Source organism: Microbacterium saperdae, from assembly GCF_006716345.1.
In the GTDB taxonomy this organism is placed as follows: Bacteria; Actinomycetota; Actinomycetes; order Actinomycetales; family Microbacteriaceae; genus Microbacterium; species Microbacterium saperdae.
Genome location: NZ_VFOX01000001.1, coordinates 318,952 through 333,117 on the forward strand (window position 1 = coordinate 318,952; position 14,166 = coordinate 333,117).

A 14,166-nucleotide genomic window follows, 5' to 3' on the forward strand; every position below is an offset into this window, starting at 1 on the left:
CTATCGACCGAGGTCGATGCCGGGCACCCGACGGCGGATCAGGCCTTCGGCAACCAGACGCGCATCGGCCCCACGACGCGGTTCGCCCAGAGGAAGTAGGGGATCGTCGTGACGGAGCCGAGCACCGCGCCGGAGGCGTCGACGGCGGGTACGACGACGGTATCGATACCGCCGAGGATGTCATCTCGATGTTCGACGGTGAGTTCGCCGGCGACGGAGACGTCGTCGAGCACGATGCCGTCGGGCTGATCGAGGTGCTCTGCGGCGAAGATCAGCGGGCCCCGCTGAATGGCCAGGGAACCTCGTTCGGCGTCAACGATGTCGCGTCCAGGCACGGCCACGGGGTCGAAGGGCAGCGAGAGGCTGACCACATCGCCGGCAGACCAGGTGCGGGTGATGCGGGCGTACTCGCCCGGTGTGGCCGTGACGGCGCGGCCCTCGCTCTGCAGAACAGCGTCGTGCGCCCAGGACGGAATGCGGATGTCGATGTCGAACGGCGTTGCCGGCGCTCGCAGGATCTCGATCGTCACCTCGCCGCTCCAGGGGTAGTTCGTCCGCATCGCGATCTCGATCGGATGGCCCTCCACCTCGCCGCTGATGTGCGCGGAGGCGAACTGGTGAACCTGCACGCCGGTGGCGCTGGTCGAGGCGACATACTCATGGATCGTCGCGATCGTCCGCATCAGGTTGGTCGGGCAGCACGAAGTGCCGAACCAGTGCAGCCGCCCCGTGATCGGGCGGCGGTAGTCGTCGGGCACCGCATCGGAGCGTACTTGCAGGGCGTTGACGTAGAAGTAGGAGTCGCCATCGCGGGAGATGCCGGACAACACGGCGTTGTAGAACTGACGTTCCATCAGGTCGGCGTAACGGGCGTCGCCCGTGGCCAGCAGCAGGCGCCAGCTCCACTGGATCGATGCGATCGCCGCGCAGGTCTCGCCGTAGGCCGTGTCCGACGGCAGGTCGTAGGGCTCGCCGAATGCTTCGCCGTGCCATTCGGAGCCGATGGATCCGTTGACGTACATCTTCGATTCGACCATGTTCGTCCACTGGGTCTGCATGGTGTCGAGCAGCGCGGCATCCTGCGTCTCGATTGCGATGTCCGTCGCTCCGGCGGCGAGGTACATCGCGCGCACGGCGTGGCCCTCCGGTGACGTCGTCTGCCGGACAGGCACGCGGTCGCAGAAGTACGTCGCGTCGAAGTTGCCATCCGGGTCGACCACCGTCGCCTTTCCGCGGACGTCGAGGAAGAAGAGAGCCTGGTCGAGATACCGGGTGATTCCCGTGGTGCGGTAGAGCTCCACCAGGGCCATCTCGATCACCGGATGGCCACAGGTCGTCTGCCAGGCGTCCGGCCCGAAGGTCTCGCTCAAGTGGTCAGCGGCAGCCTGCGCGACCTGCAGAAGGTCGGCGCGCCCGGTGGTGCGGTACTGGGCGACCGCCGACTGGATGAGAGCGCCGACGTTGAAGATCTCGTGATCGAAGCCGAGTGACTCGTACCGGTGCGAGCGGAGATCCCCGATCTGGATATAGGTGTTCAGGTAGCCGTCGTCCTCCTGTGCGGCGGCGACGATCCCCGTGTAGTGCGTGAGAGCGTCGTCGAGCTTCGGGGCCTCGCCCCCACGCCCGCGTTCCCAGGCGACAGCTTCGAGCCACTTGTAGACCTCGCTGTCTTCGAAGGCAGGTCCGTGGTACTCGCCGTCGTAATCTCCCGCCGCCGTGTTCACGAAGTTCGCGAATGCGCCTTCGCTTTCCAGATGAGCCTCGCCGCGTGCGATCGAGGTCGCGGCGTTCGATGACTGGAGGTCGGCGAGGAACCCCTCCGTCAGCGTGACGGCGCCGAACGGAAGGGGGCGGAGAGTCGTCGCGGCGAGGGGGAGCACCGGGCCTTCGCCCGCCCCGCGGAGGGTGTGCGTCGGGAGTGAGTCCGTGGAAGAGGGCTGCGTCATCAGGTTTCCGTTCGTGCGGGTGAGCGATCGGTGCTCGGGACTATGGTCTCAGGGGTGAACCGGTTAATCAAGGTGCTGCTTCGAGGGGATGATTCGTCGTGCGGCGATCCCTCAGACCTGCGGAGGGCGCGCGACCAGGGCGGAGCCGGCGAGGTCGAAGGGTCCTGCGGCGAACGGGACCAGCATCGTCGTCCCCGGCCGCAGAGAGTGGCGCGCCTCCGAAGCGAACTCGAGCTCGGCGGGCTCCAGCGCGACGATGAGGCTGAAGCCGGCAGGGAATGTGGCGCGCCCGTCCACCCGATCGAGCCGGAAGTAGTGCTCCGCCCCGGACGCGAGGGTGGGGCCGGATGACACGTCGCGCCGCACGAGGGCCCGGATGTCGTCCTCGGTGCGTGCCCGAGTCTCCACAGCGGTGAGAGCGACGTCGAAGCCCAGGCCGAGATGGCCGTCGCGGACGCCGTCGAGGTCGAAGCCGTCCCACTCGAGCAGGATGGAGAGATCTTCAGGCTCCTGCACTTCGACGAGCAGGATGCCGGAACCGATCGCATGGAGCACTCCGGTGGGTACGAATACGGTGTCTCCGGGGCGTACCGGGATCTCGTGCATGAGGTTCAGCAGCGCGGAGGAGTCCTGGGCTTCGACCATCTGCCGCAGCTCGGCGGCATCGACCGCGCGGGTCAGCCCGAGGTGCACCGTTCCGGGCGTCAGGATGTACCACGCCTCCGCCTTGCCGTGCGCAGCGGAGAGGTGATCCGCGGCGAAGGTGCCATCGGGGTGCGCATGGATCGGAAGCCGTTGCCCCGCATCGAGGAGTTTGACGAGCAGCATCGTGTCGTCGCCGTAGGACGCGACGTGCGCGGGGCCGAGCCAATCGGACGGGGAGTCGCGGATGACGTCGGACAGCAGTCGCCCGTCGGCGAGCCGCGTCATCCCGGTGGGGGACTCGCCCCGAACGCTCGTGGTGGACCCGACCCAGTCCTCGGGGGTGTTCGGTGGGGGCGTCCGGTCGCCGCGGAAGTCGGCGATGCGTCGGCCGCCTCGGTAGAAGCGGCCCGGCGGCTGGTTCGAGGAGAGAAGAACGGGTTCCATGTCGCGGCCTTTCGGGGGAGTTCGTTAGTCAGCGGGTGAACAGAGGCGCGAGTGTGGCGTCGATGGAGCAGATCGCGTCGCCATCCGGGCGCCGCCCGCTGATCACGGCTGCCGAGCAGGCCGCCGCGAGCGCGAGCGCCTGATCGGGCGATGCGCCCTGACTGATCGCGAACAGCAGGCCGGCGGTGCTCGCGTCGCCCGCGCCGTTGGTGGTGGCGTGATGCGGCACGGCGTAGGGCGGCAGCGTGAGCGTGCGGTCCGCCCAGAGGTCGGCGATCGGGGCGAGAGCTCTGCCTGCGCCACGGAGCCTCGCAGCGGACCCCGTGCGCAGGTGGAGTCCGTGTCGCCCTGCGGAGATCGCGATCACCGCCACGCCGTGCGCGAGGATCTGCTCCGACAGGGAGTCGACGAGCTGCGGAGAGTACGGCTCATCGATGCCGAGGGCGGAGGTGAGGTCGTCGAGACTCGGGCTCGCGATGTCGCACTCCGAGAACACGGACCGCAGCGTCGGCTTCCAGTCGTCGCGGGAGGCGTCGGCGGTGTGGTCGACCACCGCGAGGTCGAGTGACGTCGTCGTGCCGGCCGAGCGTGCGCGCGCGAACAGCTCGTGCAACGGGCGGCCGTGGTCGCTGCGCAGTGCGGGGAGGAGGCTCGGATAGCCGACATGGAGAAGGTCGAAGGAGTTGACCGGGATGCCGGTTCCATCGAACTCGTCGTTGGCGCCCGTGTGCTGCCAGAACGTGCGATCCAGTCCCGGCTTCTCGATCACCAGGCTGTAGGACGTGGCGAGGTGGTCGGAGACGTCGAGAGTGGCGATGGGGAATCCTCGGGACTCGAGGCGGGACCGCAGGAGAGTGCCGAACTCGTCGGCCCCGATCGTGGCGAACGGGGTGATGTCCGCGCCGAGGTCGGCGAGAACGCCGCCGGTGTTGGCGACGGATCCGCCGGCGGAGACCGCGGCAGGACCGATCTCGATGATCTGTCCGGGGCGGATGTCGACGCTCGCCCGGACCTGGGGGGTGATGTCGAGGCAGATGTGGCCGGCGACGGCGATCGAGGGCATGAGTGGTTCCTTCCAGGCGGGACGCAAGCCGCTTTGCGGGGCTAGACAACGTTGTCTCACGCCAGCTACTGTGGCACAGATGCGGCCGGAAACCAACTGGCGGCCATGATCGCAAGGAGTGTTCCCCACATGTCCCAGTTCCGGCTCAACAGGCTCTTCAATCCGAGTTCGGGCAGGGCGCTCGATGTGGCCGTCGACCATGGCTTCTTCGGAGAGCCGTCCTTCGTGCGTGGCATCGAGGACATGGATGCCGTCGTCGCGACCCTGGTGCGCGCCAACCCCGATGCGATTCAGCTCACGCTCGGGCAGGCCCGCATTTTGCAGTCGATCCCGGGGAAGCTGAAGCCCGCCCTGGTGCTGCGCACGGACGTGGCCAACGTCTACGGCAACCCGCTCGACGACCACATCTTCAGCCATCACGTCCCGCACGCGGTCGAGGAAGCCGTGAGGCTGGATGCTGTCGCGATCTGCGCGAACCTCATGGACCTCCCGGGCCGCGCGGAGATCCGCGAGGCGAACATCCTCAGCATCATGGCGCTGCGCGAGCAGGCGACACGATTCAACATGCCGCTCATGATCGAGCCGCTCGTCATGCAGGACAATGCGAAGGCCGGCGGCGGGTACATGGTCGATGGCGACACGGATCGGATCGTGGCGCTCGTGCGACAGGCGAAGGAACTCGGAGCCGACCTGATCAAGGCGGACCCGACCGATGACATCTCCGACTACTCGAAGGTCATCGCCGTCGCCGGCGACGTGCCGGTACTCGTCCGAGGGGGTGGACGCGTCGACGACCGCACCCTCCTCGAGCGGACGGTCGCGGTGCTGGACCAGGGGGCGAGCGGGATCGTGTACGGCAGGAATGTCGTGCAGCACCCGAAGCCGGCGGGGATCACGGCGGCCCTGATGGCGGTGCTCCATCGGGGCGAGAGCGTCGAGAACGCTCTCGCGATAGTGGAAGGAAGCGAAGGATGAGCGTGCCCTCCGTCAACATCGCCATCATCGGCGCCGGCTTGATGGGCCGTGAGATCGCCTCGGCGATCCAACGCTGGCCGGCCCTGATCGATCACCCCGTCCGACCGCGCGTGACGGCGGTGTGCGACATCCAGCCCGCGGCTCTGGACTGGTTCGACCAGATCGACACGGTCACCACCAAGGTCACCGACTACCAGGACCTGCTCGCCGATCCGAGCATCGATGTCGTGTACGTCGCGGTGCGCCACGACCTCCACGAACGGATCTATTCGGACGTGATCGCGGCGGGCAAGAGTCTTCTCGCGGAGAAGCCGTTCGGGATCGACGCCTCGGCAGCCGCGGCGATCCTCGACGCCGTGGTCGCGCATCCGGAGAGCTTCGTGCGTTGCTCCAGCGAGATGCCGTTCTACCCCGGAGCGCAGATGGCGATCAACTACGTGCGCAGCGGCGCGCTCGGCACCATCGTGGAGGCGCGCAACAGCTTCCTGCACGCGAGCGACGTCGACGTCGACAAGCCGATCGGATGGAAGCGGCAGAACAGGTTCTGTGGCGAGGCGGGGGTGCTCAACGACCTGGGGCTGCACACCTGGCACGTTCCGCTGCGTCTCGGGTGGGAGCCGGAAGCGGTCTACGGCGTGCTGCAGAACATCGTCGACCAGCGACCAGGACCCGATGGCGCCCTGGTCGACTGCGACACCTGGGACAACGCGGTCCTGCACAGCTGGACGCGACACGAGGGCACCCGGTTCCCTCTGATCACCGAGACCAAGCGCATCGATCCCGGACAGAAGAACACCTGGGTCTTCGAGGCGATCGGCCTCGATGGGGGAGTGCGGTTCAGCACGAAGAACCCCAAGTCGGTGGAGGTCTTCTCGGTCGTCGACGTGCCCGGCTCCGGCAAGGAGCAGGTGTGGCAGCAGATCGATGCGGGAAGCCAGTCCGTCTGGCCCACCGTCACCGGCGCGAACTTCGAGTTCGGATTCTCCGACTCGATCCTGCAGATGTGGGCGGTTTTCCTCGCAGAACGCGACGGCAGCCTGGGCGACCGCTTCGGTTGCGTGACGCCGGAGGAGGCGGTGGCCACCCACGGCATCTTCGCCGCCGCTCAGCTCTCCCATGCGGAGGGGCGCGCGATTCGTCCCCAGGGCATGCGCATCACCGGGTGATGCGACCCGGGCGCCTGCTCGGATGACGGAAAGAGGGGCTGTGCGTCGCGAACCGCGACGCACAGCCCCTCTTTCGTGGCGTCTAGCCCCGGGTCAGCGTCGCCGCCGCGGAGGCTGCAGTGCCCGACGCGTTGTCGAACACGGCGCGGAACTGGGTGCCTGACGGTACCGATGAGACGGGCACCAGCAGGACCGCTGCCGATGCGCCCGATACGTCGGCCCAGCTCGCCGACGAGTTCGCGCGGCTCTGCCACTGCACGGTGTGTGCCGTGGAGCTCACCGCACCCGCCGTGAACACGGCGATGGAGCCGACGGCGGCCACCTCATCCCGCGGCTGAGTGGTGACGGTGGGCGACGCGGGGGTCGACAGGTACGAGTTACCCGTCCACGTGGCGTTCGTCGTCTCGGTCGACGAGGTGGCGCCACCCCCGAAGAAGCTGTTGCCCGTCAACTCGATCAACGACGCCGTCGGTGCGGTCAGCGTGACGCCGACCGTGCTCGCGCCGGAGAACGCGTTGTCTTCGATCAAGGTCGGCATCGCCGCCGTCGTCTCGAGCATCAGGTAGGTGCCGCTCTGCCCGGAGACCGTGTTGTCGGAGATCGTGATGTCCCGGGGGATGTCCCCGCCGACGGCCGGCGTCTGGTCGGGACGGTTGACCCAGTATGTGTCGTAGGTCTGCTCGCGCACGTAGACGCCTCGATGACCGCCGGAGATCACGTTCTGGCTCACCACGACATCTTCGGTGTTGCCGGTGATCTCGATCGCATTCGGCGTCACTCCGCTCGGGAACACGACGTCGGATCGGATCTCGTTCTCGGTGATGTCGATCCGCGCTGTCGGCGGGTTCGTCGAGACGCCCCAGTCCGGGTGCACGAAGATCCCGACCGTCTGCCCGAGCATCGTTCCTCCGACTCCGTGGGGAGCATTCCAGTTCAGCACGCGGTTGCCGCGGACCGTGATGTCTTCCGAGTTGAAGATGTCGATGCCGTGCGCCCAGCTGCCCTCGATCGTGGAGTTCGTCAGAGAGACGCGGTGGTTGTAGAAGCCGATCACGACTCCGGTGTCCCAGTTGTCGCTGGTGTGGATCCGGTCGACCGAGATGTCCCAGTTGCCGTATCGGCCCCCGTCGTAGTGGCCCTGCACAGTGATCCCGTGGCGCGCGCCCTGCGAGTCGACATCCTGCACGGTGACGTTCCGACTGTGCGCGATGTAGACGTTGTCGTGCTGGAAGTCCGAGACCTCTACGTCGTGAACAGACGAGTCCCGAACGCCGATGAGCGAGATGCCCTGCGTGAACTGCAGGTTGTTGCCTGGGTCGGCGTTCAGTGGATCGTTGGCGACCCGCAGATCGTGGATGCTGATGTGGTGCAGGTTCCACACGCCGTAGGCGGCGGAGTTCTTGATGGCCGTCACCGGTGAGCCCGCGGCCACCTGAATCGTGCTTCCGGCCTCCCCGTAGAGCTCGGTGTACGACTTCGTCAGCTCGATCGTGCGCGTGATCTTGTACGTGCCCGCGGGGAAGAAGATCGTGCCGCCGTCGTCGACTGCGGACTGGATGATGTCCGTGGCGTCCGCGACACCGGTGGGATCGGCCCCGAGTGTGACGACGTTGCGGGTCGGGAGCGTGCTGATGTCGTCGTCGTCATCGAGGACCACGGGCGTGAACGAGACATCTCCGTCCGTCACGCTGGCGACCCCCGACGAGGGCGCGCCCTGCAGCTGAAGGCGCAGGTAGACCCGGTCGACGTTGGCGGGGATGGTGACGCTCTCGCCGGCAGTGTTGAGATCGTGCGTTCCGACCGTCGCGGGGGTGGTGTCGATCGGCCGCTGCCACATTCCGTCGTTCGACACCCAGTAGCCGGAAGGCCAGGCGACCTGCGTGTGGCTGTAGGCCGTGTCGAATCCGACCTCCATGGCGATGGCGGCTGCGTATCCCTGGTCGATCGTGAACTGCGGCACCATGCGGTAGGCGGAGTCATCGCCGTCTTCGCGTGTCCACAGGAAGGTCCAGTTCGCGTCCTGCTGCGCGCTGAGGCGGAGAGTGGTGGTCGTGTCTCCGCCGAACTGGGAGTGCGCCGACTCCCATTCGATGGGATTGCCGGTCGCGGTGGTTCCCAGAGGGGAGCCGGTCTCGGTGTTGTCCGGGCTGTCCCAGAAATACTCCGTGCCGGCATAGGCGGCTGTCGAGGAGCCGATCGCGAGTGTGATGGCGGCCAGTGCCGCGATCGCGATCCCTCCTGCGCGTGTGGACTTTCTCATTGATGTCTCCTTTGACTCGTTTTGTCGATCCAACTCCCCTATCATTTACTTAACCGGTTCGCTTGTCGAGGGCTATCTCGACAACGACCACGTTCAATGACGAAGGGACAGCCGCGTGAACGACGCGTCCACAGACAGAGGGGCCGGTGCGCCCGATGCTCTGACCGAGAGCAGCCGTCTCGCCGAGCGACCCACGACCATGCGCCGACTGCGCTATCGGGGGGAGGGCCGCGTCGAGATCGAACACGTGCCGCTGCCGGTGCGTGCGCCGGGTGAACTCCTGGTCCGGATCGAGGCATCGGCCGTGTGCGGGAGCGAGCGTCACGATCTCCTGACCGGTGTCGACGGCAACTTCGGCCATGAAGCCGCGGGTGTCGTCGCGGAGGCTGATCCGGACAGCCCGGTCGCCGTCGGCACCCGCGTCGGCCTGTACGCCGTGAAGGGGTGTTCGGAGTGCGGGCACTGCCTGCGCGGACGCGAGACGATGTGCGAGCGCACGCCCGAGATTCTGTCGGGCTGGCATGCGGAATATGCCGTGGTGCCCGTGCGATGCGCTCGGCCGCTGGCGGACGACATCGATGCGGGGGTCGGAGCGATGATGACCGGAGACCCCCTGGGCGTGCCGGTGCGCGCTGCTCGGCGCGCACCGTCTCCTGACGGTGGCGATGTGGTGGTCGTCGGGCTGGGACCGGTCGGACTCGCTCACGTGCTCGTGCGGGCGTTCCGAGGGGCGCGCGTCATCGGCGTCGAACCGTCACCGTTCCGTCGACAGCTCGCGCTCGCCCTCGGAGCGCAGGAGGTCTACGCCCCCGGTGAGCGGGATCTGAGTGCTGCCCTCGTGATCGAGTGCACCGGCATCGCGCCCGTCATCGAGCAGTCCCTCGCCCTTGTCGAGAACGGCGGCGTCTTCCTGCAATCCGGTGAGTGCGGCGACCCGGTGACCCTCGTGCCCAGCGAGGTCCTCATCCATCGTGAGGTCGAGCTGAAGGGGTCTTGGTACTACGCCTCGGAGGACTACGGCACGATGAACGAGCTCGTCGCGGACGGGCTTCCGCTCGGGCAGCTCGCGACGCACGATGTGCGTGCCGAAGACGCGCAGGAGGCGGTGACCGCCTTCCTGGAAGGGGCGACCGGGAAGGTGCTGGTGCGCTGGTGAATGCGATGAAGGTGGCCTTCGTCGGTGCCGGCCCGCGCGCTGTGTCGCAGGCGGAAGCGCTCATGTCGGCGGGGCTCGGAGACGTCGTCGGGGTGTGGAACCGCTCGCCGGAGCGCGCGCACACACTCGCGAACTCTCTGCCGTACGCATCCGCCCATGCCACGGTCACGGAGATGGTCGAGGCCACGCGCCCCGATGTCGTGAGCATCGTGACCCACCCCGCGTATCGGATTCGGGCGCTACGGGATGCGATCGACGCGGGAGCGCGCACGATCCTTCTCGAGAAGCCGATCGCGCTCACGCCGCAGGAGCTGGCGGAGGTCCGGGCGATGGGCGAGGAGTGCCTCATCGTCGTGAACACGCAGTATCCCTGGATGACGCACTGGCGGGAGATCCGTCGGCTCGTCGCGGAAGGCGCCCTCGGCGAGATCCGCAGCATCCGGGCGAGCACGGGTGTCGACCTGTTCGAGCAAGGTCCGCATCTTCTGAGCCTGGCGCTGTCGACGGCGCGCGCTGCTGGCCTACCTGATCCGAGCTGGATCCTCGCGGCGGGCGATGGCGAAGCGTCGTTCGGCGACCTCACGGTGCCCGCTCACACCACCGCGGTCGCCGATCTGGGCGCGGCACGGCTGCAGTTGCTGACCGGCGACGTCTCGCCGCGCGTGCCGGGCGAGACGAACATCTTCTACCAGCAGCAGGTGGAGGTGACGGGCTCGGAAGGGCGCGTCTGGGTATCGCTGAACCAGGGGTGGGAGTTGTGGACGAGTGCCGGGGTGCGGCGAGGGGTCTCGGCGTGGCCGCGCGATGACATCCAGTCGCAGGCGGACCTGTTCCGCGATCTTCGTTCGGTCGTGATCGACGGCGGGTCGCCGGATGCTATCCCCACTCGGATGAGCGTCGCCGGTGCCGATGCGGCATTGCTCTTCGCCTGGCGTGAGTCCATCGACACCGGCCGGATGGTCATGTTGTGAGTGGTGACTTCTTCGGCGAGGGCTTCGCCGAGCTGCCGGTGATGGGGATCTTCCGCGGGTTGTCGCCAGAGCGGACGGTGGAGCTGTGCAACGCCGCCTGGGACGTGGGGGTCTCGCTCGTCGAGGTGCCGGTGATGTCGCCGAGGGAGATCCCGGTGCTCGAGGCGGCTGTGGCGGCAGGGCGTGATCGTGGCCGATCGGTCGGGGCAGGGACTATTCTGAGCGCCGATCAGTTGGAGTCCGTCGCGGCGGTCGGGGCCGCGTTCACGGTCGCTCCGGGTGTCGATGTGGATGTCCTCGATCGGAGTGTCGAGTTGGGGATCCCGCATCTTCCCGGGGTGGCCACCAGTACCGACATCGCCACGGCGGTGTCGCGGGGGTGGGGGTGGGTCAAGGCTTTCCCTGCGGCGCAGTTGACGCCCGGGTGGGTGCGTGCACAGCGGGGCCCGTTCCCTCGGGTGCGATTCGTGGCGACCGGGGGTATCACCAGCGGGAACGCCCAGGCGTTCCTCGATGCCGGCTGCAGTGCTGTCGCGGTCGGCTCTGCGTTGACGGATCCGGACGCTGTGTCGTCGTTCATGGGACTGGTCGCGGGTGGTCCGGTGAGCGAACGCCGGCAGCGAACCTAAGCGCGCAGCTCGGAGCCCCGCAGGATCAGTCGGGTGTCGAGCGTGTGCACCGTCGGCTCTGAGCTGTCCCCGTCGATCCGCGACAGGGCCAGCTCGGCAGCGGTGCGGCCCATGAGAGCCACGTCCTGGCTGACGACGGAGACGGCCGGCGTGACCAGTGGGGCGGCTTCGAAGTCGTCGAAACCGATCAGCGGCACGCGCCGACCCAGGGTGCGGAAAGCGAGGACAGCACCGATCGCAGCGCGGTTGTTCGCGGCGAAGATGGCATCCGCGGAACCGTTCTCCAGGAGCGTGGTCACGATGGCCGCCGCATCCTCCAGGCTGTGCGCTCGGGTGTGGACCAGCGCGTCTGCATGTACGGCTCCCGCATGTTCCAGGGCCGACAGGTACCCTCGGTGCCGTTCGCTCATCGTGTAGATCGTGAGCGCATCGCCCACGAAAGCGACTCGCTCGGAGCCCTGTGCAAGGAGCTCCTGCGTGGCCGCGAACGCGCCGCCGGCGTTGTCGGCGAGCACGACATCGGCCCGCACCCCCGGTGCCGGCCTGTCGATCAGGACGAGCGGGGGAACGGGAGGAGGAACCTGATCCCACGTGCGCGCGACATTCTTGGGCGGGACGATGATCAGCGCGTCGACGCGCTGTTCCATCAGTCGATCGACGAGTCGGTCGTGCCGGTCGCCGTTCTCGTCCGAGCTCGCTGTCGTCAGGAGGAATCCGTGGGCGTCGACGACGGACTCGACAGCGCGGGCGATGGTCGAATAGTAGGGGTTGGAGAGGTCCCCGATGACGAGACCGATGACCCGGCTCGTCCTCCCGGGGCGGATGCTCGCCGCGGCGAGGTTGCGCCGATAGCCGAGGCTCGTGATCGCATCACGGATGCGTTCGGCCATCTGCGGATTGATGTTCGTCTCACCGTTGACGTAGCGCGACACTGTCTTCAGTGCCACGCCGGCCACCCGAGCGACATCGTTCATGGTCGGGCTACTGCTCATTCGGCCTCCAGCGATGTGACCTCAATCGTAGTGTGCCGACGCGCCTCTCTCAGGGCGGCCGGTTGCCTACAGGACCTGCCTCGGCAGCTCCCTCAATGCCCGTGCGCGCGACCGGTGGGGACGGTCGCCCGCAGCCCCCATCCATCGGTCGTCCGCTCGGATTCCAAGGTCCCTGCACAGTCGAGGAGGCTGGGTGAGCGACACCTGCCTCACGGTCTCATCGGGTTGCACGGGCAGCGCTCGGGCGTGGAACAGGATGAGGGTGAGGTCGTGCGCGATACCGTCGTGGAGTTCATCGGCGATGCGCTCGTTGTCCTCTCGGGCGATCGTCCGGCCCTGGGGTGGCGCTGGCCCTGGGGCGGCGGTGGGTCTCTGGGGTACGTTCGGATTCAGGCTGCATGAGGGCGATCCGCTGCCGTATCTGCCCCGATCCATCCGTAGGAGCGAAACGTGACCGCGAACACCAGCAAGGCCCGTCAGTCGACCAACGTCGATCCGACCCTGAGCATCAACCCCGTCTTCGTCCGGCCGGGCGAGGCCACGGAGTTCGACAAGTTCACGTTGCCGGCGGGCCCGAGCCTGCCGGAGACGGCGTACCAGATCGTGCATGACGAGTCGATCCTCGACGGCAACTCGCGCCTCAACCTTGCGACCTTCGTCGGCACCTGGATGGACGACGAAGCCAAGAGGCTGTACCTCGAAGCCGCCGACAAGAACATGATCGACAAGGACGAATACCCTGCCACGGCGGCGATCGAGGACCGCTGCTGGCGCATCCTCGCCGACCTGTGGAACATCCCGGACAAGGACGACACGATCGGCACCTCGACGATCGGATCGTCGGAGGCGTGCATGCTCGGCGGCCTCGCGCTCAAGCGCCTCTGGCAGGAGAAGCGCAGGGCGGAGGGCAAGTCGACCGAGAAGCCGAACCTCATCATGTCGGCGGCCGTGCAGGTCGTGTGGGAGAAGTTCTGCAACTACTGGGATGTCGAGCCGCGCTACGTGCCGGTGTCGCGAGACCACATCGTCTTGGACGGTTACAACCTCGAGGACTACGTCGACGAGAACACGATCGGCGTCGTCTCGATCCTCGGTCAGACCTTCACCGGCCTGTACGACGACACCGTGGCGATCTCGAAGAAGCTCGATGAGATCCAGGCGAAGACCGGCCTCGACGTCAAGATCCACATCGACGGGGCATCCGGTGCCATGGTGGCGCCGTTCTGCCAGCCCGATCTGGTCTGGGATTTCCAGCTCGACCGGGTCAACTCGATCTCGACCTCCGGGCACAAGTACGGACTGGTCTACCCGGGTGTGGGCTGGGTCGTCTGGCGCAACACGGCGGTGCTCCCGGAGAGCATGATCTTCCACGTCAGCTACCTCGGCGGCGACATGCCGACGCTCGCGCTGAACTTCTCCCGCCCGGGCGCCCAGGTGCTGCTGCAGTACTACCAGTTCCTGCGCCTCGGCTTCGAGGGGTACCGGGCGGTGCAGCAGAACTCGATCGACGTCGCCACCTACCTCTCGAGCGAGATCGCGAAGATCGGCCCGTTCGAACTGGTGAGCAAGGGGGACACGATCCCGGTGTTCGCGTGGGTGCTCAAGGAGGGCCACACCGACACGTGGACCCTCTATGACCTCGCCGACCGTCTGCGCATGAAGGGCTGGCTCGTGCCCGCCTATCCCATGGCCGACGACATGGCCGATCTCATCCTCCAGCGCATCGTGGTCAAGGTGGGCCTCAGTCGCGACCTCGCCTCGGCGCTCCTGGCCGACATCAGGGGCGAGGTGCAGTTCCTCGAGTCCTTGACCGTGCCGCTGCCCGACAGCGCCAACGGATCGCACTTCCACCACTGAGGCGAGTGACTCCGCTGCGAGGAGGCGATCGGCTCCTGGGAAGCCCCAAGGATCGCACCGTA

At 67.3% G+C, this 14,166-nt stretch carries 11 protein-coding genes; 6 read left to right on the plus strand and 5 right to left on the minus strand.

What is annotated here, in order from left to right:
* Positions 1-38 precede the first annotated feature (38 nt).
* The 3 genes from FB560_RS01415 to FB560_RS01425 form a co-directional block, all read right to left on the minus strand.
* Positions 39-1,946: a glycoside hydrolase family 127 protein gene (locus FB560_RS01415; RefSeq protein ID WP_141870726.1), complete on the minus strand. Its 1,908-nt coding sequence runs from the start codon at positions 1,944-1,946 to the stop codon at positions 39-41.
* Positions 1,947-2,057: 111 nt separating this feature from the next.
* The gene (locus FB560_RS01420) at positions 2,058-3,035 is read right to left on the minus strand and encodes a class I mannose-6-phosphate isomerase (RefSeq protein WP_141870727.1); all 978 of its coding nucleotides are present in this window, start codon (positions 3,033-3,035) and stop codon (positions 2,058-2,060) included.
* 28 nt (positions 3,036-3,063) lie between these two features.
* Entirely contained in the window at positions 3,064-4,098 is a 1,035-nt protein-coding gene (locus tag FB560_RS01425; protein ID WP_170198009.1) for a carbohydrate kinase family protein, read from the minus strand.
* A 129-nt stretch (positions 4,099-4,227) separates the two neighbouring features.
* Here FB560_RS01425 and FB560_RS01430 point away from each other — a divergent pair, with 129 nt between their 5' ends.
* Entirely contained in the window at positions 4,228-5,073 is an 846-nt protein-coding gene (locus FB560_RS01430) for a class I fructose-bisphosphate aldolase (protein ID WP_141870729.1), read from the plus strand.
* Positions 5,070-6,239, plus strand: coding sequence for a Gfo/Idh/MocA family protein (locus tag FB560_RS01435; protein WP_141870730.1), 1,170 nt, complete (start codon positions 5,070-5,072; stop codon positions 6,237-6,239). The genes FB560_RS01430 and FB560_RS01435 overlap by 4 nt, the downstream gene beginning before the upstream one ends.
* Before the next feature lie 82 nt (positions 6,240-6,321).
* On the opposite strand, the gene FB560_RS01440 is transcribed toward FB560_RS01435, so the two are convergent.
* Positions 6,322-8,499 (minus strand): NosD domain-containing protein, encoded by a 2,178-nt coding sequence (locus FB560_RS01440; RefSeq protein WP_170198010.1) that lies wholly within the window; start codon positions 8,497-8,499, stop codon positions 6,322-6,324.
* Positions 8,500-8,614: 115 nt separating this feature from the next.
* Here FB560_RS01440 and FB560_RS01445 point away from each other — a divergent pair, with 115 nt between their 5' ends.
* Genes FB560_RS01445 through FB560_RS01455 form a run of 3 tightly spaced genes read left to right on the plus strand, consistent with a single transcriptional unit; the run spans position 8,615 to position 11,255 of the window.
* Entirely contained in the window at positions 8,615-9,655 is a 1,041-nt protein-coding gene (locus FB560_RS01445) for a zinc-dependent alcohol dehydrogenase (RefSeq protein WP_141870732.1), read from the plus strand.
* Positions 9,656-9,660: 5 nt separating this feature from the next.
* On the plus strand, positions 9,661-10,626 hold the full coding sequence (locus FB560_RS01450) for a Gfo/Idh/MocA family protein (RefSeq protein ID WP_229673443.1): 966 nt from the start codon (positions 9,661-9,663) through the stop codon (positions 10,624-10,626).
* Positions 10,623-11,255, plus strand: coding sequence for a bifunctional 4-hydroxy-2-oxoglutarate aldolase/2-dehydro-3-deoxy-phosphogluconate aldolase (locus FB560_RS01455; RefSeq protein ID WP_229673434.1), 633 nt, complete (start codon positions 10,623-10,625; stop codon positions 11,253-11,255). The genes FB560_RS01450 and FB560_RS01455 overlap by 4 nt, the downstream gene beginning before the upstream one ends.
* Here the strand turns inward: FB560_RS01455 and FB560_RS01460 are convergent.
* The gene (locus tag FB560_RS01460; RefSeq protein WP_233444067.1) at positions 11,252-12,229 is read right to left on the minus strand and encodes a LacI family DNA-binding transcriptional regulator; all 978 of its coding nucleotides are present in this window, start codon (positions 12,227-12,229) and stop codon (positions 11,252-11,254) included. The genes FB560_RS01455 and FB560_RS01460 overlap by 4 nt on opposite strands.
* 468 nt (positions 12,230-12,697) lie before the next feature.
* Between FB560_RS01460 and FB560_RS01470 the strand changes: the two genes are divergently transcribed.
* Complete coding sequence (locus FB560_RS01470; protein WP_141870735.1) at positions 12,698-14,104, plus strand: glutamate decarboxylase; 1,407 nt, start codon at positions 12,698-12,700, stop codon at positions 14,102-14,104.
* The last annotated feature ends 62 nt before the right edge of the window (positions 14,105-14,166 follow it).

What these genes read in the sequence shown, in the direction of transcription:
- FB560_RS01450 (WP_229673443.1), top strand. Translation starts at nt 9,661, where the DNA reads ATGAAGGTGGCCTTCGTCGGTGCCGGCCCGCGCGCTGTGTCGCAGGCG.
- FB560_RS01440 (WP_170198010.1), bottom strand. Translation starts at nt 8,499, where the DNA reads ATGAGAAAGTCCACACGCGCAGGAGGGATCGCGATCGCGGCACTGGCC.
- FB560_RS01435 (WP_141870730.1), top strand. Translation starts at nt 5,070, where the DNA reads ATGAGCGTGCCCTCCGTCAACATCGCCATCATCGGCGCCGGCTTGATG.
- FB560_RS01415 (WP_141870726.1), bottom strand. Translation starts at nt 1,946, where the DNA reads ATGACGCAGCCCTCTTCCACGGACTCACTCCCGACGCACACCCTCCGC.
- FB560_RS01425 (WP_170198009.1), bottom strand. Translation starts at nt 4,098, where the DNA reads ATGCCCTCGATCGCCGTCGCCGGCCACATCTGCCTCGACATCACCCCC.
- FB560_RS01430 (WP_141870729.1), top strand. Translation starts at nt 4,228, where the DNA reads ATGTCCCAGTTCCGGCTCAACAGGCTCTTCAATCCGAGTTCGGGCAGG.
- FB560_RS01420 (WP_141870727.1), bottom strand. Translation starts at nt 3,035, where the DNA reads ATGGAACCCGTTCTTCTCTCCTCGAACCAGCCGCCGGGCCGCTTCTAC.
- FB560_RS01460 (WP_233444067.1), bottom strand. Translation starts at nt 12,229, where the DNA reads ATGAACGATGTCGCTCGGGTGGCCGGCGTGGCACTGAAGACAGTGTCG.